Here is a 19,424-nt window from a genome sequence, read left to right on the forward strand (position 1 = left end):
ACTGATGACAATGCCCCGTACGCTTTAACGCGTCAGGCAACTTTGCTGAACGCCACACATCCTCCCGGAATATCCCGGGTGAACGATGCCGGCAGCGGGGAATGAAACCTCTGACCGTCGACTCTGCAGATTGGGCAACAGGTGGAAATCACCATCATGGTGGCGCTGGTTATAGCGCTGGCGCTTTTTTTTGACTTCACCAACGGATTCCATGACACCGCCAACGCGATGGCTACACCCATCGCAACCGGTGCCATCAAACCCAAAACGGCTGTCGCCCTCGCGGCGGTGCTGAACCTGGTGGGGGCATTCCTCTCCACGGAAGTGGCCAAGACCGTGTCCGGCGGCATCATCAAGGAAGGGTCCGACGGGATCCAGATCACCCCGGAGATCATCTTCGCCGGGCTGATGGGCGCCATCCTCTGGAACATGATCACCTGGCTCAAGGGCCTGCCCTCGAGTTCCTCGCACGCGCTCTTCGGCGGCCTGATCGGCGCCGCCATCGCAGGCATCGGCATCCACTCGATCAACTTCGAGAGCCTCATGCAGAAGGTGATCCTCCCCGCGATTTTCGCACCGATCATCGCCGGCGCCGTGGCCTACCTCTGCACGAAGCTCGCGTATGCTCTGACCTCCCGCCACGACCCGGAATCGGGCAGCAAACTCACGCAGAAGCGCGGAGGCTTCCGCACCGGCCAGATCTTCACCTCCAGCCTCGTTGCCCTGGCGCACGGAACCAACGACGCACAGAAGACCATGGGTATCATCACCCTCGTGCTCATCGCCGCGGGCCTCCAGGACCCTGGTTCCGGTCCCCAGTTCTGGGTCATCACCTCTTGCGCCTTAGCCATCGCGATCGGCACCTACTCCGGCGGCTGGCGGATCATCCGCACGATGGGCTCCGGCCTCACCGAGGTCAAGCCCGCCCAGGGCTTCGCGGCCGAAAGCAGCACAGCGTCGGCCATCCTTGCCTCCTCGCACCTTGGGTTTGCGCTGTCCACCACCCAGGTGGCCTCCGGCTCCGTCATCGGGTCGGGCATGGGACGGCGTGGCACCAGCGTCCGCTGGGGAATGGCCGGAAGGATTGCGCTCGGCTGGCTCTTCACCCTCCCCGCCGCGGGAATCGTGGGGGCCCTCACCGCCATGCTGGTGCAGACCGGCGTCGTGGGTGTGGTCATCGCCGCCGTAGCGGGCACCGCCGCGGTGCTGTACATGTTCCTGCGCTCGAAGAAGTCTCATGTGGGACACCACAACGCCGTCGAGGTCGATCAAGCCGGCCAGGCTGTGCGGTTCCGCAAGAAAAAGAAGGCTATGTCGGTCAGTAGCTCCAAGGACGAGCCGAAGGGCGGACTGTAATGAAGTGGCTGGAACTGGTTCAGGTGGCGGGCGCAACGCTCGTCGCGGCAGTGACCGTCGTGGTCCTGTACTCCCTCGGGGTGCGTCTGACCGCTATCGCCGGTGACGTCAACGAAACGAAGCCGTCGTGGGTGCGGCCGCTCGCCTACGTGTGCTTCGGCCTCTGTGGCCTGGCCGTGTTGTTCGGGCTCTACCTGATCATTCCCTACTTCAGCAAGTAGCCGGAGAGGGGCGCCGCGGCGCTCCGGATGATGGGATGGGCAGCCCGGCCGGGAATGGCTAGGCTGGGGCCATGCCTGATTTCCAGTACTTTGTGGGGTCCTCGCTGGACGGATTCATCGCCACCCGGGACGACAACCTGGACTGGTTGCTCCAGTTCGACGGTTTCGCCGGCGGCCAGGAAAGCTACGACGCGTTTATGGCGGATGTCGGCTGCATCGTGATGGGCGGGGATACCTACGCCTGGCTGCGGAAACACGAACCTGACAATTGGCCGTATCCGGCGACCCCGTGCTGGGTGTTCACGCACCACGAGCACTCCGTGCCCAAAGGCGCGGACGTGACCTTTGTCCGCGGGCCGGTGGCGGAATTCGTCGAGGATCTCAGGGCCGCCGCGGGAGAACGGAACGTCTGGATCGTCGGCGGCGGAGTCCTGGCGGCCCAGTTCGCGGACGCCTCCGCGCTGGACGAGATCATCATCTCCATCATTCCCGTGGTGCTGGGCAGCGGCAAAGCGGTCCTGCCGATGACCGGCCCGACGGCGCCGCTTGAGCTGATCTCCTCGCACACCCTGGGCCGGGGCATCGTGGAGCTCCGCTACCGTTTCGGGAGCAGCCCGGCCTAGCGCCTGGGCGCTCCAGTGCCTACGCGCCGATGTCGCGGATCAGGTTGGTGATGCGCGCGGTGGACAGCCGGCGGCCGTGCTCGTCCGTCATAACGACCTCGTGCGTGGTGAGCGTGCGGCCCAGATGGATGGCCGTGCACGTGCCGGTCACAGTGCCCGAGGTGATGGCCCGGTGATGTGTCGCGCTGACGTCGATACCCAGCGCCTGCCGCTTCGGCCCGGCGTGCATTCCGGCGGCAAAGGAACCGAGCGTCTCGGCGAGGACCACGTGGGCGCCGCCGTGCAGGATTCCGGCCACCTGGGTGTTGCCTTCCACCGGCATGGTGGCTACCGTCCGCTCGGGACTCAGCTCCAGGAAATGGATGCCCATCTTCACCACGAGTGCGCCCACGCCGTATTGCCCCAGCCAATCGTGCATCTCCTCGGGAATCCCGGCGGCCGTCAGTTCGGCGGCATACGGTCCCGGCGTGAAATTGTCCGTCATGGCAACTAGGCTGGCACCTGTGAGCGAAACTACCAAACCGGCACCAGCCCCCCATTCTGCAGACACCCTGGCTGCAGACACTCTTTCTGCAGACACCGCGGCAGACGTTTTCCAGGCACCTGAGTCCACCTCAGTGAGCGGGGCCGGGCCCGCCCGGAAGTCCACGCGGGCCGCGGAGCCGGTTTCCGCCACTGAGGCGCCCGTCATTCCCATCACGGACCAGCCACGCCTGCTGGTCCTGGACGGTCACTCCATGGCGTTCCGGGCGTTCTTCGCCCTGCCTGCGGACAAGTTCTCCACCGCCACGGGACAGCACACCAACGCGATCCACGGCTTCACCTCCATGCTCATCAACCTGATCAAGGAGCAGAAGCCCACCCACGTCGCCGTCGCCTTCGACGTTTCGGACGACACCACCCACCGCAAGGCCGAGTACAGCGAGTACAAGGGCGGACGCAACGAGACTCCGCGGGAGATGAGCGGCCAGATCGACCTCATCGACAAGGTCATGGGCGCGTGGGGCATCAAGACCATCAAGATGCCCGGCTACGAGGCTGATGACATCCTGGCAACCCTCGCCGCCATGGGTGAGAAGGCTGGCTTCGAGGTGCTGCTCGTATCGGGCGACCGTGACGCCTTCCAGCTGATTACGGACAACGTGTTTGTCCTGTACCCGAGGAAGGGCGTCAGTGACATTCCACGAATGGATGCCGCGGCCATCCAGGAAAAGTACTTTGTCAGCCCCGCCCAGTATTCGGACCTTGCCGCCCTGGTGGGGGAGACGGCGGACAACCTCCCGGGCGTCCCCGGCGTCGGGCCCAAGACGGCGGCCAAGTGGATCAACCTGTACGGCGGGCTGGAGGGGGTCCTGGAGAACCTCGACGCGATCGGCGGAAAGGTGGGGGACTCCCTCCGCGACAACGTGGAGGACGTCAAGCGCAACCGGCGGCTGAACAGGCTTCACACGGACCTCGACCTCCCGGTGACGCTGGACGAGCTCGCCGAGCCGCGGCCGGACCAGGGGGCGCTCGAGGAGTTGTTCGACGCGCTTGAATTCAAGACCATCCGCACCCGGCTTTTTGCGCTCTATGGCAGCGAGGTTGCTGAAGCTGAGCGGGAAAGCCTCGAAACCCCGGACTTCGTGGTTCCGGCGAGCGCAGCCGAGCTGTCCGCTTTCCTCGAGTCCGGGGCTGGCAAGCGTTCAGCCGTCGCCGTCGACCTCGTACCCGGCCGGATCGGTGAGGATGCCGCCGCCCTGGCCATCGTCCACGACGGCGGGGCCGCATACATCGACCTCGCCGGGCAGGACGCCGCTGCCGAGAACGTCCTGGCCGGCTGGCTCCGCGACGCCGGCGCGGCCAAGGTCATGCACGGCTACAAGGCGGCCCTCAAAGCCCTCACCAGCCGGGGCCTGGGCTTAGAAGGCGTGGTGGACGACACTTCGATCTCCGGGTACCTCATCCAGCCGGACCGCCGCAGCTACGAACTGGCCGAATTGGCCCAGCACCACCTCAACATCAGTGTCTCCACCGAAGCGGCCAAAGCGGGCCAGCTGGAGCTGGCGTTCGACGGCGAGGACGACGCCGCTGCCGCCGGCGCGCTGGTCCACGTCGCCGCCGTCGTCCAGTCCCTGAGCCGCTACTTCGAGACGGAACTGGCCGAGCGCAAGGCCCAGGACCTGCTGACCACCCTTGAGCTGCCTGTCAGCCGCGTTCTTGCCGACATGGAACTCGCAGGAATCGCCATCGATATGCCGCGCATGGACGAACAGATTGCCGATCTCGGCAAGGTGATCGACAACGCCCAGGAACTCGCGTTCGCCGCAATCGGCCACGAAGTGAACCTGGGTTCGCCCAAACAGCTGCAGACGGTGCTCTTCGAGGAACTGGGGCTCCCGAAGACCAAGAAGATCAAGTCCGGGTACACCACCGACGCCGCCTCGCTGAAGTCGCTGCTGGAGAAGACCGGCCATGAATTCCTGGTCCAGCTCATGGCACACCGTGAGTCCTCCAAGCTGCGCCAGATGCTGGAGTCACTCAAGAAGTCCGTCGCCGACGACGGCCGGATCCACACCACGTACGCGCAGAACGTCGCCGCCACGGGCCGGATCTCCTCCAACAACCCGAACCTGCAGAACATCCCCATCCGCAGCGAGGAAGGCCGGCGCGTCCGCGGCATCTTCGTAGTCAGCGAGGGCTATGACTGCCTGCTGTCCGCGGACTACTCGCAGATCGAGATGCGCATCATGGCCCACCTCTCGGGGGACGCCGGCCTGATCCAGGCCTACAAGGACGGCGAGGACCTGCACCGGTTCGTGGGCTCCAACATCTTCCATGTGCCCACGGACCAGGTGACCAGCGCCATGCGCTCGAAGGTCAAGGCCATGTCCTACGGGCTTGCCTACGGCCTGACCTCGTTCGGCCTCTCCAAGCAGCTCGAAATTTCCGTCGACGAGGCGCGGACCCTGATGAAGGACTACTTCGACCGGTTCGGCGCCGTCCGCGACTACCTCCGCGGCGTCGTGGACCAGGCCAGAATCGACGGCTACACCGCCACCATCGAAGGCCGCCGCCGCTACCTCCCGGACCTCACCAGCACGGACCGCCAGCTGCGCGAGAACGCGGAGCGCATCGCGCTCAACTCGCCCATCCAGGGTTCGGCCGCGGACATCATCAAACGCGCCATGCTGGGCGTCGCCGGCGCGCTGGCGGACCAGGGCCTGAAATCTCGCATGCTGCTCCAGGTCCATGATGAACTGGTCCTCGAAGTGGCGCACGGCGAGCGTGAGGCCGTGGAGAAGCTGGTGACGGAGCAGATGGGCGCCGCAGCGAAGCTGACGGTCCCGCTCGATGTCCAGATCGGCATCGGCTCCAGCTGGTACGAGGCAGGGCACTGACGCCCGCTTCGCCAGAGCAATAGCTGAGTTAAGTAATTTGGCAGGATTCCTAGGGGGAGAAATTCGTGGCTGAGAAGTATGAGATCCGGCGGTTCCGCGCAGCCGAAAAGGGTGAACCGGACTACGCGCTGGGGGTAGCCTGGCTGCGCGGCGTCGGCATCGGCTTCTACGACGAGCGGCACAAGGACGAGTTCGTGGACAAGGTCATGGCCATGTACCGTGCCGACAACCGTGAGATGACGGGCGTCTACCAGACCGGTGCCGTTGCCGCCCACTCGCTGGCGGCGGACACCCCCGTCGCCACCTTCGCGACCCTCCGCAAGGACCTCAACGTCGGCTACGGCCGGCAGCTCGAAGCACAGCTGATCACCGCCGTGACCGTCCGCGGTACCCACCGCAGGCAGGGGCTCCTGCGCCGGATGATGACCGAGGACCTCGCCGGATCGAAAGCGGACGGCCTGGCGATGGCCGCGCTGACCGCCTCGGAAGCGTCCATCTACGGGCGGTTCGGCTTCGGCGTCGCGACGTTCGAGCGCAGCGTCAAAGTGGACACCGGTCCGCGGTTCCGGCTGCGGCACACCCCGACCGGCTCGGTGGAAATCGCCGACCGGAAAGTGCTCCTGGAACTGGCACCGGGCGTGTTCGAACGCGTCCACCGGGTCACGCCGGGCTCCATTGTCCGCCAGGATGCTTACCGGCAGCGCAGCTCGGGCACCCTCGGGGGGGACGGCGCCGAGGACGAGTCGATCCGGTGCGCCCTGCATTACGACGCCGACGGGGACGTGGACGGCTACGTCGCCTATAAGTTCTCCGGCTGGGACACCAAGCCGTTCACCATGGAAGTCATCGACCTCGTGGCGGCCACCGATTCCGGGTACCTGGAGCTGTGGCAGTTCCTGGGCAGCATCGACATGATTCAGCGGGTCACCTGGGCCGAAGCGCCTGTGGACGACCCGCTGACGTGGGCCCTGGAGGACCCGCGGTGCATCGAGTCCGGCGAGAATGCCGACATGCTCTGGCTCCGCGTGCTGGACACCGCGAAGGCCCTTGGCGCGAGGCGCTACTCCTCCGACGGCAAACTGGTCCTGCGCGTCAGCGACACCCTGGGCTTGGCCGCCGGCACGTTCACCCTGTCCGTGAGCGACGGCGAGGCAAAGGTTGCTGCTGCCCCGGACGGCGCGGAAGCTGACCTTTCCCTCGACGTCGCGGACCTGGGATCCATCTACCTGGGCGCTGTCTGCCCGGTGACCCTCGCCGCCGCCGGACGGATCAGCGAGCACACGCCCGGGGCGGCGCTGACAGCGCGACTCATGTTCGCCGTCGAACGCGCACCGCACTGCCTGACGCATTTCTAGGCGGGTCTGTACGGTCCCGATGCGCTTTGACCCGCGTTCACGAAAGCGACTAGACTAAACGGGCGTGTACTACGTGCGCGCATCTATAATCCACAAATCAGGATGACCCGGCGCTTTGCCGTGTTCTGTGCCCGTGTCGCCGACGCGGGCGCAGCGGTTTGCCTGACCGACTAACTATCCACAACGGAGCCCCTACTACATGACCATCACCTCAACCGAGAAGCCCGGTACCCCCGTAGTCGCCATTAACGACATCGGTACCGCTGAGGACTTCCTCGCAGCAGTCGACGCCACCATCAAGTACTTCAACGACGGAGACCTCGTCGAAGGTACCGTCGTCAAGGTCGACCGCGACGAAGTCCTGCTCGACATCGGTTACAAGACCGAAGGTGTCATTCCCTCCCGCGAGCTGTCCATCAAGCACGATGTTGATCCCGGAGACGTCGTCTCCGTTGGCGATCTCGTCGAAGCCCTGGTGCTCACCAAGGAAGACAAAGAAGGCCGCCTGATCCTCTCCAAGAAGCGTGCTCAGTACGAGCGCGCCTGGGGCGACATCGAGAAGGTCAAGGAAGAAGACGGTGTCGTTACCGGTACCGTCATCGAGGTTGTCAAGGGTGGTCTTATCCTCGACATCGGTCTGCGCGGCTTCCTGCCCGCATCCCTCGTCGAGATGCGCCGTGTGCGCGACCTTGCTCCGTACATCGGTCAGCAGATCGAAGCCAAGATCATCGAGCTGGACAAGAACCGCAACAACGTTGTGCTGTCCCGCCGTGCATGGCTCGAGCAGACCCAGTCCGAGGTCCGCTCCACGTTCCTCAACAAGCTGGAAAAGGGCCAGGTCCGTCCCGGCGTCGTTTCCTCCATCGTCAACTTCGGTGCATTCGTGGACCTGGGCGGCGTAGACGGCCTGGTGCACGTTTCCGAGCTGTCCTGGAAGCACATCGACCACCCGTCCGAGGTTGTCGAAGTTGGCCAGGAAGTCACCGTCGAGGTTCTCGAGGTGGACCTGGACCGCGAGCGTGTTTCCCTGTCGCTCAAGGCTACGCAGGAAGATCCGTGGCAGACCTTCGCCCGCACCCACGCCCTTGGGCAGGTTGTGCCGGGTAAGGTCACCAAGCTGGTTCCGTTCGGCGCGTTCGTTCGCGTTGAAGACGGCATCGAAGGCCTGGTCCACATCTCCGAGCTCGCCGTGCGCCACGTTGAGCTGGCCGAGCAGGTTGTCTCCGTTGGCGACGAACTGTTCGTCAAGGTCATCGACATCGATCTCGAACGCCGCCGCATCTCGCTGTCCCTCAAGCAGGCCAACGAGGGCGTCGACGCCGAGTCCACCGAATTCGATCCGGCTCTCTACGGCATGGCCGCTGAGTACGACGAAGAGGGCAACTACAAGTACCCGGAGGGCTTCGATCCGGAGTCCAACGAGTGGCTTGAAGGCTACGAGACGCAGCGCGCCGCCTGGGAGCAGCAGTACGCTGACGCCCAGACCCGCTGGGAAGCCCACAAGAAGCAGGTTGCCCAGCACGCTGCCGACGACGCTGCAGCTGCAACGTCCGGCGAGAGCGACTCCGGCACCACCAGCTACTCCTCCGAGCCGGCTGCAGCCGAGTCCACCACCGGTGGCGGCACGCTCGCTTCCGACGAGGCTCTTGCAGCACTGCGCGAGAAGCTGACCGGCAACTAATTGCCCTTGGTTCCCGGGGAGACACCTCCCCGGGGCCCGGCAGTTGCCAGCTTGAAGTAGCACCGTGAAGATGGCCGTCCCCCGGGGGGCGGCCATCTTTCATTTAAGGACATGCCCCGCGGACGCCCACCTCCGCGGGACATGCCCATTGTTTGAGACTTGCCCCCGCTGGACATGCCCAGTCCTGGCCGCTGCAACTGGACATAGGGCGTTATGCCCAGTCCCAGGCACGCGTACCGGGCATGCCCTGCTCTCAGGGTCCGCCGGCGTTGGGCCCAGCCGGACATGCCCAGTCGTGGGTACTCGCTCAGCGGGACATGCCCAGTCCTGGCCGCGGCCCCTGGCCACAGCGCATCAAGTCCAGCTCGGCCGGGGAGATGCCCATCGGTCGACCGGCGACCCGACGGCGGCCTGCCGCTCTGCGCGGCGCGCGGCGTCTGGTTGCGGGCTGGGCAGGCTTCCATCAGGCACTGTTGGCTGATGGATCCGGTCAGCGCGGCTCGCGCCTTTGTAGCGGAGAGACACCCCGACGCCGATGCGTCCATCCTCGGGGGCAGCGCGGCCCAAGGCCGGAGCACTCCCACGTCCGATCTGGACATTGTGGTGCTATACCCCGACGGCGGTGCCAACTACGCCCAGACGACGCGTTACCGCGGACAGATTGTTGAGGAGTTTGTCCATACGCCGGCCAGCCTTGCCTTTTGGTATGCACGGGAGCGTGCCGAACGCTGTGCCGTCCTCGGGGACCTATGCGCACAGGGAGTCCTTCTCGCCGTCAACGGGCTGGGGGAGGCATGGCAGCGGGACGCCCGTTTGTACATGCAGCACGGGCCGGAACCACTGACCGATCAGGAACATGGTCTGCGCCGGTACGAGCTGAGCAGCTCCCTCGACGACCTGCGGGGCTCGGCACTTCCAGAGGAAACCTTCGCGACAGCTGCCGAGGTCTTCCGGCAGTCGGCGGAACTCCTGCTCCTCCAGCACGGAAAGTGGCTGGGCAAGGGCAAATGGATGGTCCGGCGGCTGGAACAGCTGCCCTCGGACATAGACGCCGCCGCGTTGCGGGACTGGGCGGGCTCCCCGGACCACAGCGCGAAGCGTCTCATCCACGTCGCCGCCCGGGTACTGGAGGCCAACGGCGGATACCTGATGGAAGGCTTCCTTCGCGGATCACGCCTGGCCCCCGGCACGGCCGTTTAGGAGGACGCCCCGGCCATGGCCTGCTCAACTCCACCACCAGCGGGACTGCGTTGTGGGTCGCCGGGTTCCTACTGCTGCGGCCGCCGTCGTCCTCTCCTCTTCCGCGTTCCTGACCGTCAGGGTGGGACATGTGCAGTGGTGGGCCGGGCGGATGGGCAGGATGGGTATATGTCCAGCGGCAGCGGCGAGCGTGGAGCATGTCCGGTGGGGGTCGCAGGGGAGGCGGTGGGACATGCGCAGCTAGCGCAGCGGGATCCTGGCCCTGACCGGAACTGCGGCGGCGTCGGAGGCCTGGCCTTCCTCCAGCTCGGCCCCGGCCGAGCGCAGCAGCACGAGGGCCGCGGTGTTCCCGGCCGTTGTGTCGGCTTCCAGGACCGTGGCGCCGGACGCGGCAGCCCGGTCCATCACCAGTCGAAGCGCCGCCCTGGCGATTCCCTGCCCGCGGAAGCTGCGGCCCAGCCAGATTCCCGTTTCGAGGGAGCCCCCGCCGCTCCGCTTGAGCCGGATGGAACCGGCCAGTTTCCCGTCGCAACTGATCGCCCAGCTTTTCTGCTGCGCGGGTCCGTCAAGCCCCGCCGCGGCGTGGTGGTATTCGCGGAACCAGCTGATCCGTTCCGAATTCCAGCCGGCTGCGCTGCCCAGTGGAGGCGTCACCTCGTCCGCGTCGGCGTCCTGGATTGCCACGGTCAGGAGCTGCTCCAGGACCGCGTCGGTCACGTCGACGAGCCGGACTGGGGCGGGCAACGGGTCAGCTGAGGGGGACATCGATCCACTCCGTTTCTCCAGGCAGCAAGACGGCGGTTCCGGCTGACAGCCCGGCCAGCCGGTCACCCGCCCGGGCCAGGACCGCCGGATCGTCCGGCAGGGCAAGCCCCAGAACAGTATTCTGCGCCTCATAACTGGTTTCGGCCATGACATAGCCCGCGGCGCGCAGGTCATTCTCCAGCCGGCCCGCTGCCGTGTGCGGGACCGCCACGGTGCAGATCCGCAGCCGCCGCCGTTGCACCAGCGGTGCCCGGTCCAGGGCGGCGGTCACGGACTCGGAGTAGGCGCGGACCAGTCCGCCGGCGCCGAGCAGGATCCCGCCGAAGTAGCGGACGACGACGGCGGTCACGTCGCTGAGGTCCGTCACACCGGGCGCGGTTTCGCGCCTCAGCAGCGCGTCAAGCATGGGGAGGCCAGCAGTGCCGGACGGCTCGCCGTCGTCGTTGGAGCGTTGTATGCTGCGGTCCGGACCGATCACGAACGCGGAGCAGTGGTGCCGCGCATCGTGAAATTCCTTCCGGAGCCCCGCGAGTACCGAGCGGGCGCCGTCCTCATCCGCGGTGCGGTGCAGCACGGTGATGAACCGGGAGCGTTTTACCTCGATCTCGTGGCGGAATTCGGGGCCTGCGGCCAGGACGGTGTAAACGGTGGCCCTGCTCTCCGGATAATCCACGCCTTCAGCCACCGGATCAGTTTAGTCTGGTGGGGTGCTGAAAATCGGGTTGACGGGCGGCATCGCCTCAGGGAAGTCAGTGGCGGCCGCGCGTCTGCGTGAACTCGGCGCGGTGGTGATCGACGCCGACGCCCTGGCCCGCGAGGTCGTGGAACCGGGAACGCCGGGGCTCGCGCAGGTGGCCGGGGCGTTCAGCAAGGCCATCCTGACGCCCGACGGCGGCCTGGACCGGCCGAAGCTCGGCGCCCTCGTCTTCGGGAACCCGGAGCGGCTCGGCGTGCTCAACGGCATCATCCATCCCCTCGTCCGGGAGCGGGCCGCCGCGCTGGCCGCCGCTGCACCGAAGGGCGCCGTCGTGGTCCAGGACATCCCGCTGTTGGTCGAGACCGGACAGGGGGCGAACTTCCACCTTGTGGTGGTCGTCGACGCCCCCGACGCCGTCCGCGTGCAGCGCATCGTGCAACACCGGCACCTGACCGCGGACGAAGCCCGGGCCAGGATGGCCGCCCAGGCGGGGCGCGACGAGCGGCTGGCGGCGGCCGACGTCGTGCTGGACAACTCGGGGACCAAGGACGAACTCCGGGATGCGGTGGACCGGCTCTGGAAGTTCCGCCTGGCACCATTCGCGGAGAACCTGTCCCGGCACCGCCTCGCACCCCGCGCGGGCGGGCCGGTGCTCACGCCCGCCAACCCGGAGTGGCCCGCGCAGGCCGGCCGGCTCATCGGCCGGCTGCGGGCGGCCGTGGGGGAGGACATCCTGGCCCTGGACCATGTCGGTTCCACGGCGGTCCCCGGCCTCGCGGCGAAAGACGTGATCGACCTCCAGCTCGGCGTGGAGGACATGGCCGCCGCGGAGCGGATCGCACCGCTCCTGGCCGACGCGGGCTTCCCCGGCTGGGCCGGCGTCACCTCCGACAACCCCAAGCCCTCACACCCGGACCCGGCGGACTGGCGGAAGCGGCTGCACGGCAACGCCGACCCCGGCCGGGCCGTCAATCTCCACGTCCGCGCCCTGGGGTCCCCGGGCTGGCGGTTTGCGCTCTGCTTCCGGGACTGGCTGCGCGACGACGCGGGTGCCCGGTCCGCGTACCTCGCCGAGAAGCGCCGGGTCGCCAAACTGCACGGCGTGGACGAGTCCACCGCTGGCTACGCCGCAGACAAAGAAAGCTGGTTCACGGACTACGCCGCACCGCGGATGGACGCGTGGGCGCAGCGCACCGGCTGGCAACCGCCGCCGAACACGCCCCTGACCGGGACGCCGTCCAGGGAACCGGGCCGGGAGCCGGTCCCTGACCAGGGAACCGGGCCGGACCGCAGCGGTTCCGGTACCGCCCAAAGCTGAATCAGGACATCCTGTCGGAGCCCGGCGGTAGATTAGATACATGAGTCTTGCCCAGCAGATCAATCGTGTCGTGGCGCCCTTCGAGGTCATCAGCGAGTTCAAGCCGGCAGGTGACCAGCCGGCCGCCATCGCGGAGCTGACTGAACGCATCCAGAACGGCGAGAAGGACGTGGTGCTGCTCGGCGCCACCGGTACCGGTAAAAGCGCCACGACGGCGTGGCTGATCGAGCAGGTCCAGCGCCCCACCCTGGTGATGGTGCAGAACAAGACCCTCGCCGCCCAGCTGGCCAACGAGTTCCGGGAGCTGCTGCCGAACAACGCGGTGGAGTACTTCGTGTCTTACTACGACTACTACCAGCCCGAGGCCTACGTGGCGCAGACGGACACCTTCATCGAGAAGGACTCCTCCGTCAACGAGGAAGTGGAACGGCTCCGGCACTCCGCCACCAACGCGCTGCTGACCCGCCGCGACGTGATTGTGGTGGCCACGGTCTCCTGCATCTACGGCCTCGGCACCCCGGAAGAATACATCGCCGGCATGGTGACGCTCCGCAAGGGGGCCGAGATGAACCGCGACGACCTGCTCCGGAAATTCGTCTCCATGCAGTACGCCCGCAACGACATGGACTTCCACCGCGGCACCTTCAGGGTCCGCGGCGACACCGTGGAAATCATTCCGATGTACGAGGAGCTCGCCATCCGGATCGAGTTCTTCGGCGACGAGATCGAGAACATCTACACCCTGCACCCCCTGACCGGTGAAGTACTCCGGGACGAAACCGAAATGTACGTCTTCCCGGCCTCCCACTATGTGGCCGGTCCGGAGCGCATGGGCCGCGCGATCAAGAGGATCGAAGACGAACTGGCCGAACGCCTCGCGGTGCTGGAGAGCCAGAACAAGCTCGTCGAGGCCCAGCGCCTCCGGATGCGCACCACTTACGACCTCGAGATGATGCAGCAGATGGGATTCTGCAACGGCATCGAGAACTACTCGTCGCACATCGACGGCCGCGCCCGCGGGACCGCGCCGCACTGCCTCATCGACTATTTCCCGGACGACTTCCTGCTGGTCATCGATGAATCCCACGTCACCGTGCCGCAGATCGGCGCCATGTACGAGGGCGACATGTCCCGCAAGCGGAACCTCGTGGACCACGGTTTCAGGCTGCCCTCGGCGATGGACAACCGCCCGCTGAAGTGGGACGAGTTCCAGGAGCGTGTGGGCCAGACCGTGTACCTCTCCGCAACGCCGGGCAAGTACGAGCTGGGGAAGGCGGATGGCTCTGTCCAGCAGATCATCCGGCCCACCGGGCTGATCGACCCCGAGGTGATCGTGAAGCCCACGAAGGGCCAGATCGATGACCTGCTCGGTGAGATCCGGGACCGCACCGCGAAGAACGAGCGTGTCCTGGTCACCACCTTGACGAAGCGGATGGCCGAGGACCTCACCGACTATCTGCTGGGCCACGGCGTGAAAGTTGAATACCTGCACTCGGACGTGGACACACTCCGCCGGGTGGAGCTGCTCCGTGAACTCCGGATGGGGGTCTTCGATGTGCTGGTCGGCATCAACCTGCTCCGTGAGGGCCTGGACCTGCCCGAGGTGTCGCTGGTCAGCATCCTGGATGCGGACAAGGAAGGCTTCCTGCGGTCGTCCACCTCACTGATCCAGACCATCGGCCGTGCCGCCCGCAACGTCTCCGGACAGGTGCACATGTACGCGGACCGCATCACGGACTCGATGGCCCACGCGATCGACGAGACCAACCGGCGCCGGGCCATCCAGGTTGCCTACAACACGGAAAAAGGTATCGACCCGCAACCGCTGCGGAAGAAGATTGCCGACATCACGGACCAGATCGCGAAGGAGGACGCCGACACCCGGGAACTCCTTGCGAGTGCGGGCAAGGCCCGGGGCAAGGGCAAGGGCTCGGCGAAGGTTCGGGCGGACGGCCTCGCGGCCGCGCCGGCCGAGGACCTCGTGGGCCTGATCGAGCAGCTCACGGAGCAGATGCATGCCGCCGCCGGGGAGCTGCAGTTTGAACTCGCCGCTCGGCTCCGGGACGAGGTGGGGGAGCTCAAGAAGGAGCTGCGTCAAATGCAGTCCGCGGGGCACGCCTAGGGTAATGTTGGGCGGACGTAGGGGAGTATCCCAAGCGCTACGATCGTCAACACGCACGGCACAGATGCCCTGCCGGGCGTAGCGGGCAGCCAGGCAGTACCAGGTACGTTGTACCGGACCCAGGCCAGTCGGAGAGACTTACACCGCACAGTCACACCCTGCGAAAGGTATCTTCGTGCCCGAACTTCCCGTCTGGTTTGAGATCGGCTCCTTCGTCGTCCTCGGCATCATCCTGGCCATTGACCTGCTGCTGGTCCTCAAACGTCCGCACGAGCCCTCCATGAAGGAGGCCGGCCTGTGGGTGTCGTTCTACATCGCCCTCGCACTGGTCTTTGCCGGCGCCATGTTCGCGTTCACCGGCCCCGAATACGGCGGGCAGTTCCTCGCCGGCTGGGTCACTGAGTACAGCCTCAGCATCGACAACCTGTTCGTCTTCATCATCATCATGGCCCGCTTCTCGGTACCGCGTAAGTACCAGCAGGAAGTGCTCATGGTGGGCATCATCATCGCCCTGATCCTCCGCGGCATCTTTATCCTGCTCGGTGCGATCGTGATCGAGCAGTTCAGCTGGGTCTTCTACATCTTTGGAGCCTTCCTGCTGTGGACCGCATGGAAGCAAGCCCAGGACGAGGGTGAGGACGAGGAAGACAAGGAAAACCCGCTCATCGCCCGGATCCGCAAGGTCCTGCCGATGTCGGAAAAGTTCGACGGCGGAAAACTCCGCACCGTGGTGGACGGCAAAAAGGTCTTCACTCCGATGCTGATCGTCTTCGTGACCATTGGCCTGACGGACCTGCTGTTCGCGGTGGACTCCATCCCGGCCATCTTCGGCCTGACCCAGAGCGCGTTTATCGTCTTCACCGCCAACATCTTCGCCCTGATGGGCCTGCGGCAGCTGTACTTCCTGCTCGGTGGCCTGATGACACGCCTGATCTACCTGAAGCACGCCCTCTCGGTGATCCTCGCCTTCATCGGCGTGAAGCTGGTCCTGCACGCCATGCACGTCAACGAGCTGCCCTTCATCAACGGCGGCCAGCACATCGAATGGGCCCCCGAGATCCCGACCTTCGTCTCGCTCGGCGTGATCATCGGCACCATCATCATCGCCGTGATCGCCAGCCTCATCAGCTCCAAGGCGACGCAGTCCAAGGTTGACGCCCAGCTCGAAGAGGACTCACGCAAGAGCATGAGCGACGCCGAGTAGCCCGCACGGTTCGGCTAAGCTCGGACCGTGAAAATCTTTGACGCAACGGCAGTGAACGGTACGGCGCTGGATCCCCAACGGGTCCAGCGCCGTACCGTTTGGGTGCTGAGCACCGCGCAACTCCTCAGCGGAATAGGCAGCGGCGCCAGCCTGTCCGTCGGGTCCCTGCTGGCCGTCCAGCTCTCCGGCTCGAACGCCTGGGCCGGGTCGGTCACCACCACTATGACCCTCGGCGCCGCTGCGGCCGCCCTGCCCCTCGCCGGACTGGCCGGCCGGCGCGGCCGGCGCGCCTCCCTCGTCACGGGCCTGCTCGCCGCCATGGCCGGGGCCCTGCTGGTGATCGCGTCCACGGTGACAGGCAACTTCCCGGTGCTGCTGCTGGCCGCGGCCCTGCTGGGCCTGGGCACAGCCGCCAACCTACAGGCCCGCTTCGCCGCCGTCGACCTCGCCGATCCGGAACACCGCGGCCGCTCCCTGGCGATCGTGGTGTGGGCCGTAACCATCGGCGCCGTCGCCGGTCCCAACCTCATCCGGCCCGGCGCCCTCGTCGGGGAGGCCCTCGGCCTGCCGGCACTGGCCGGACCCTTCGTCTTCTCCACGGCAGGGCTTGCCCTGGCCGCGCTGCTGCTGTTCATCGGCCTGCGGCCCGATCCGCTGCTGCTGGCCTCCCGGCTCCGTGCCGGCGGGCAGGCGACGTCCGGGAGCAGCCCCGGCGCAGCCGGAAGCGCTGCCGGTGGCACCAGCACTGCCCGACGGCGGCACGGCCTCCGTCACGGCCTGCAGGCCATCAAGGCCTCGCCGCGGGCAGTGCTGGCCCTCCTCGCAGTGATTGCCGCCCACGGCTGCATGGCCGCCGTGATGTCGATGACGCCCCTGCACCTGCAATTGCTGACCGAGGGCCCCCTGGCCGACATGCCGTCCGGCCACGTCCACGCCGCCAGCACCGACGTCCTGGTCCTCATCGGGTTCACCATCTCGCTGCACATCGCCGGGATGTACGCGCTCGCGCCGGTCATGGGCTGGCTGACGGACAAAACAGGCCGGCTCCCGGTCATCCTGCTGGGACACGGACTGATCCTGCTCTCGGTCCTGGTGGCCGGCTTCGGCCAGGCCGAGCCTGCCCTGGTGACGGTCGGACTGGTGCTGCTGGGGCTGGGCTGGTCCGCCGCCACGATCGCCGGTTCCACCCTGCTCGCCGAGAGCGTCGGCGCGGACGACCGCGTCCTCGTGCAGGGCGTCTCGGACACCCTCATGGGGGTTGCCGGTGCAGTCGGGGCAGGGTTCTCCGGACTGGTGATGAGCGGCGTCGGCTACCAGGGCCTCAACATCGCCGCAGCCGCCGTCGCCCTGGCCGTCTTCGCGATCGCCCTGCGCGCGGCCACCCTGGACCGCCGGCTGCAAACGGCGGCCTAAAAACTGCAGCCCAGCGCCCGGACCGCAGGCTTGGCCGGGCCCGGACAGGGAGTCCGGGCTTGGACCGGGCCGGGACTCAGGCCCTGACGGAGCGGGTCAGGCCGAGGAGCCGGGCAAAGATGCCCTCGCCGTCGTCCGCGATGCCGTCATGGTGGAAGTCCGCCGACTCCCAGACCTGCAGGCCGCGGACGGCTGCGGCCGTCTCCAGCGAGAGCCCGCGATCCACATAGATGTCTTCGCTGTACACGGCCGCGGCCACCGGCACGGTGTTGTGTGCGAGCCGGGCGGGATCGTACAGCGGCGGCCAGTCGTCCTTTTCGGCGAGCAGCCCGGCAACGTTGCGCAACGGCCGGAGCGCGGGATCCTGTTCGAAATACCAGGGGTAGACCATCTCACCGGTGAGCAGCGGCTCGGGGGCCTCCGGGGAAAACTCCGGGAAGTCCTGCAGGACCCGCCACGCGGCCCAGTCGGTGGACTCACCCTGGCCGTAGATCGACTCGTGCATCAGCGCGTACAGCGGGTTGGCCGACCGTGACACCAGACTCCGGACCTGGTCCAGGAAGGCGTCCGACAGGCGGTCGCCGGCGGGTGTGCCGACGAAGGCATCCTCCAGCAGATGGTGCAGGGCATCCACCCGGGTGTTGCCGCCCAGGAAGGAACCCACCATCTGGAAGCGCTCCACGGTGAGCCGTTCGCCGTCGGGCAGGAATTCCTCCGTGTCGCGAAGGTGCCGTGCGATCCGGGTGACCGCCGTTCGGTCCTCGGGGTAGCGGCCGAAGTATTCGGCGTTGCGCGCCGCCACCCGCTGGAAGGTGGCCTGGTAGACCCGGTCCGCGGGCCCCGTCAGCGGGCCCAGCCCGCCGGTGATCAGGGCTTCGCGGAGACCTTCCGGGGCGAACGAGAGGTAGCTGAGGGCACAGAAGCCGCCGTAGCTCTGGCCGTAGATGGTCCACGGCCCGGATCCCAGTGCCAGCCGGATGGCTTCGGCGTCGGCGACGATCGAATCCGCCCGGAAGTGCGCCAGGTAGCCCGCTTGGTCGGCGTCGTTGCCCCGCAGCGGGAGTGTCTTGCGGTCGATCGCGGAGGACAGGCCGGTGCCGCGCTGGTCCAGCATCAGGATGCGGAAGTCCTTCGCGGCGGCTTTGCTCCAGCCGCCGAGCGCCGGGAGGCGGTTGCCACGTCCGCCGGGGCCGCCCTGCAGGTAGAGCAGCCACGGGAGCTGCGCGGCCTCTTCCTCGCTGTGGTCCGTGGAGACGTATTCGCGGGCAAAGACGGTGATGGTCTCACCGGCCGCCGCGTCCTCGCCGAAGTGGTTGAGCGGGACTTCGAAGTAGTGCTCTGCGGTGCGCATCCCGCGGTATTCGTGCCGCGCCTTAATGGTGTGCGGAACCGGCGGACGCGCAGCCTCCAGCAGGTCCGCCGCGCCGGAGCCGGTCAGCGGCAGGTCAGCCCGGGGCCCGTCCGCTGCAGGTCGGTGAGCAGACTGGTCACGGACAGGCCGGGCAGCGAACAGGCGGTCAGCCACGGACCTGGACCTGGCGGGCACCGAAGGCTTCCAGTGCCTCACCGGTGAGCCGGAACGTGGACCATTCGTCCATCGGGCTGGCACCCAGCTTCTTGTAGAAATTGATGGACGGTTCATTCCAGTCCAGGACGCTCCATTCGACGCGGGCATAGCCGCGCTCGACGGCGGTCGCGGCCAGGTGCTGCAGCAGCGCTTTTCCGTGGCCTTCGCCGCGGGCCTCGGGACGGACGTAAAGGTCCTCGAGGTAGATGCCGTGGACGCCCTCCCAGGTGGAGTAGTTCAGGAACCAGAGGGCGAAGCCGCGGATCTCCCCGGCTTCGTTCTCGGCCATCGCGGCGAACACCCGCGGGTTCTCGCCGAACAGGACCTCGGTCAGCATCTCCGGGGTGTTCCGGACGGCGTCCGGCTCCTTCTCGTAGATGGCCAGGTCATGGATCATCTGCAGGATTGCGGGGACATCGTTCGCCGTCGCCGGCCGGATTACACTCATTGTCCGAGTTTACAAGTTGTTCGGGTCAACACGTGGTGCGGGCGCACACGGTGTCCGGCCGCACAGGCAGTCCG

General features: G+C 66.8%; 16 protein-coding genes. 11 read left to right on the forward strand and 5 right to left on the reverse strand.

Going from position 1 to position 19,424, the window contains the following annotated elements; all coding sequences use genetic code 11:
- Positions 1–141: 141 nt before the first annotated feature.
- The 3 genes from AC6EUH_RS13020 (at position 142) to AC6EUH_RS13030 (ending at position 2,200) form a co-directional block, all read left to right on the forward strand.
- Positions 142–1,356, forward strand: coding sequence for an inorganic phosphate transporter (locus AC6EUH_RS13020; RefSeq protein ID WP_499738892.1), 1,215 nt, complete (start codon positions 142–144; stop codon positions 1,354–1,356).
- Positions 1,356–1,577: a hypothetical protein gene (locus AC6EUH_RS13025; protein WP_499738893.1), complete on the forward strand. Its 222-nt coding sequence runs from the start codon at positions 1,356–1,358 to the stop codon at positions 1,575–1,577. Before AC6EUH_RS13020 ends, AC6EUH_RS13025 begins: the two co-directional genes overlap by 1 nt.
- Positions 1,578–1,648: 71 nt before the next feature.
- A complete protein-coding gene (locus AC6EUH_RS13030) occupies positions 1,649–2,200 on the forward strand; it encodes a dihydrofolate reductase family protein (protein ID WP_056433908.1) in 552 nt (183 codons plus the stop codon).
- Positions 2,201–2,219: 19 nt separating this feature from the next.
- Here AC6EUH_RS13030 and AC6EUH_RS13035 read toward each other — a convergent pair whose 3' ends face one another.
- The gene (locus tag AC6EUH_RS13035; RefSeq protein ID WP_156367669.1) at positions 2,220–2,684 is read right to left on the reverse strand and encodes a hotdog fold thioesterase; all 465 of its coding nucleotides are present in this window, start codon (positions 2,682–2,684) and stop codon (positions 2,220–2,222) included.
- Between AC6EUH_RS13035 and polA the strand changes: the two genes are divergently transcribed.
- From polA to AC6EUH_RS13055, 4 genes are all read left to right on the forward strand, one after another.
- On the forward strand, positions 2,683–5,580 hold the full coding sequence (polA, locus tag AC6EUH_RS13040) for a DNA polymerase I (protein WP_082492849.1): 2,898 nt from the start codon (positions 2,683–2,685) through the stop codon (positions 5,578–5,580). The genes AC6EUH_RS13035 and polA overlap by 2 nt on opposite strands.
- Before the next feature lie 65 nt (positions 5,581–5,645).
- On the forward strand, positions 5,646–6,935 hold the full coding sequence (locus AC6EUH_RS13045; protein ID WP_499738894.1) for a GNAT family N-acetyltransferase: 1,290 nt from the start codon (positions 5,646–5,648) through the stop codon (positions 6,933–6,935).
- Positions 6,936–7,134: 199 nt separating this feature from the next.
- Positions 7,135–8,616 (forward strand): 30S ribosomal protein S1, encoded by a 1,482-nt coding sequence (gene rpsA / locus AC6EUH_RS13050; RefSeq protein ID WP_056433914.1) that lies wholly within the window; start codon positions 7,135–7,137, stop codon positions 8,614–8,616.
- A 480-nt stretch (positions 8,617–9,096) separates the two neighbouring features.
- On the forward strand, positions 9,097–9,816 hold the full coding sequence (locus tag AC6EUH_RS13055) for a nucleotidyltransferase domain-containing protein (RefSeq protein WP_056433917.1): 720 nt from the start codon (positions 9,097–9,099) through the stop codon (positions 9,814–9,816).
- A gap of 240 nt (positions 9,817–10,056) precedes the next feature.
- Here AC6EUH_RS13055 and AC6EUH_RS13060 read toward each other — a convergent pair whose 3' ends face one another.
- On the reverse strand, positions 10,057–10,581 hold the full coding sequence (locus tag AC6EUH_RS13060; RefSeq protein ID WP_499738895.1) for a GNAT family N-acetyltransferase: 525 nt from the start codon (positions 10,579–10,581) through the stop codon (positions 10,057–10,059).
- Positions 10,565–11,266: an IMPACT family protein gene (locus AC6EUH_RS13065; protein ID WP_235500344.1), complete on the reverse strand. Its 702-nt coding sequence runs from the start codon at positions 11,264–11,266 to the stop codon at positions 10,565–10,567. Before AC6EUH_RS13065 ends, AC6EUH_RS13060 begins: the two co-directional genes overlap by 17 nt.
- A 22-nt stretch (positions 11,267–11,288) precedes the next feature.
- Between AC6EUH_RS13065 and coaE the strand changes: the two genes are divergently transcribed.
- From coaE to AC6EUH_RS13085, 4 genes are all read left to right on the forward strand, one after another.
- Positions 11,289–12,596 (forward strand): dephospho-CoA kinase, encoded by a 1,308-nt coding sequence (coaE, locus tag AC6EUH_RS13070; RefSeq protein ID WP_499738896.1) that lies wholly within the window; start codon positions 11,289–11,291, stop codon positions 12,594–12,596.
- A 40-nt stretch (positions 12,597–12,636) separates the two neighbouring features.
- The gene (uvrB, locus tag AC6EUH_RS13075; protein ID WP_499738897.1) at positions 12,637–14,718 is read left to right on the forward strand and encodes an excinuclease ABC subunit UvrB; all 2,082 of its coding nucleotides are present in this window, start codon (positions 12,637–12,639) and stop codon (positions 14,716–14,718) included.
- Between the two features lie 175 nt (positions 14,719–14,893).
- Positions 14,894–15,922: a TerC family protein gene (locus AC6EUH_RS13080; RefSeq protein ID WP_499738898.1), complete on the forward strand. Its 1,029-nt coding sequence runs from the start codon at positions 14,894–14,896 to the stop codon at positions 15,920–15,922.
- A 27-nt stretch (positions 15,923–15,949) separates the two neighbouring features.
- On the forward strand, positions 15,950–17,335 hold the full coding sequence (locus AC6EUH_RS13085; protein ID WP_499738899.1) for an MFS transporter: 1,386 nt from the start codon (positions 15,950–15,952) through the stop codon (positions 17,333–17,335).
- Positions 17,336–17,411: 76 nt separating this feature from the next.
- On the opposite strand, the gene AC6EUH_RS13090 is transcribed toward AC6EUH_RS13085, so the two are convergent.
- Positions 17,412–18,686 (reverse strand): alpha/beta fold hydrolase, encoded by a 1,275-nt coding sequence (locus tag AC6EUH_RS13090; RefSeq protein ID WP_499738918.1) that lies wholly within the window; start codon positions 18,684–18,686, stop codon positions 17,412–17,414.
- Positions 18,687–18,852: 166 nt separating this feature from the next.
- Positions 18,853–19,350, reverse strand: coding sequence for a GNAT family N-acetyltransferase (locus AC6EUH_RS13095; RefSeq protein ID WP_056433935.1), 498 nt, complete (start codon positions 19,348–19,350; stop codon positions 18,853–18,855).
- Positions 19,351–19,424 lie beyond the last annotated feature (74 nt).

The sequence above is a fragment of the Arthrobacter sp. 001422645 genome (genome assembly GCF_059816125.1).

Bases quoted from the DNA above. Each gene is read 5' to 3' on its own strand.
- AC6EUH_RS13025 (WP_499738893.1), top strand. From the start codon at position 1,356: ATGAAGTGGCTGGAACTGGTTCAGGTGGCGGGCGCAACGCTCGTCGCG.
- AC6EUH_RS13030 (WP_056433908.1), top strand. From the start codon at position 1,649: ATGCCTGATTTCCAGTACTTTGTGGGGTCCTCGCTGGACGGATTCATC.
- polA (WP_082492849.1), top strand. From the start codon at position 2,683: ATGGCAACTAGGCTGGCACCTGTGAGCGAAACTACCAAACCGGCACCA.
- AC6EUH_RS13035 (WP_156367669.1), bottom strand. From the start codon at position 2,684: ATGACGGACAATTTCACGCCGGGACCGTATGCCGCCGAACTGACGGCC.
- rpsA (WP_056433914.1), top strand. From the start codon at position 7,135: ATGACCATCACCTCAACCGAGAAGCCCGGTACCCCCGTAGTCGCCATT.
- AC6EUH_RS13055 (WP_056433917.1), top strand. From the start codon at position 9,097: ATGGATCCGGTCAGCGCGGCTCGCGCCTTTGTAGCGGAGAGACACCCC.
- AC6EUH_RS13060 (WP_499738895.1), bottom strand. From the start codon at position 10,581: ATGTCCCCCTCAGCTGACCCGTTGCCCGCCCCAGTCCGGCTCGTCGAC.
- uvrB (WP_499738897.1), top strand. From the start codon at position 12,637: ATGAGTCTTGCCCAGCAGATCAATCGTGTCGTGGCGCCCTTCGAGGTC.
- AC6EUH_RS13090 (WP_499738918.1), bottom strand. From the start codon at position 18,686: ATGCGCACCGCAGAGCACTACTTCGAAGTCCCGCTCAACCACTTCGGC.
- AC6EUH_RS13095 (WP_056433935.1), bottom strand. From the start codon at position 19,350: ATGAGTGTAATCCGGCCGGCGACGGCGAACGATGTCCCCGCAATCCTG.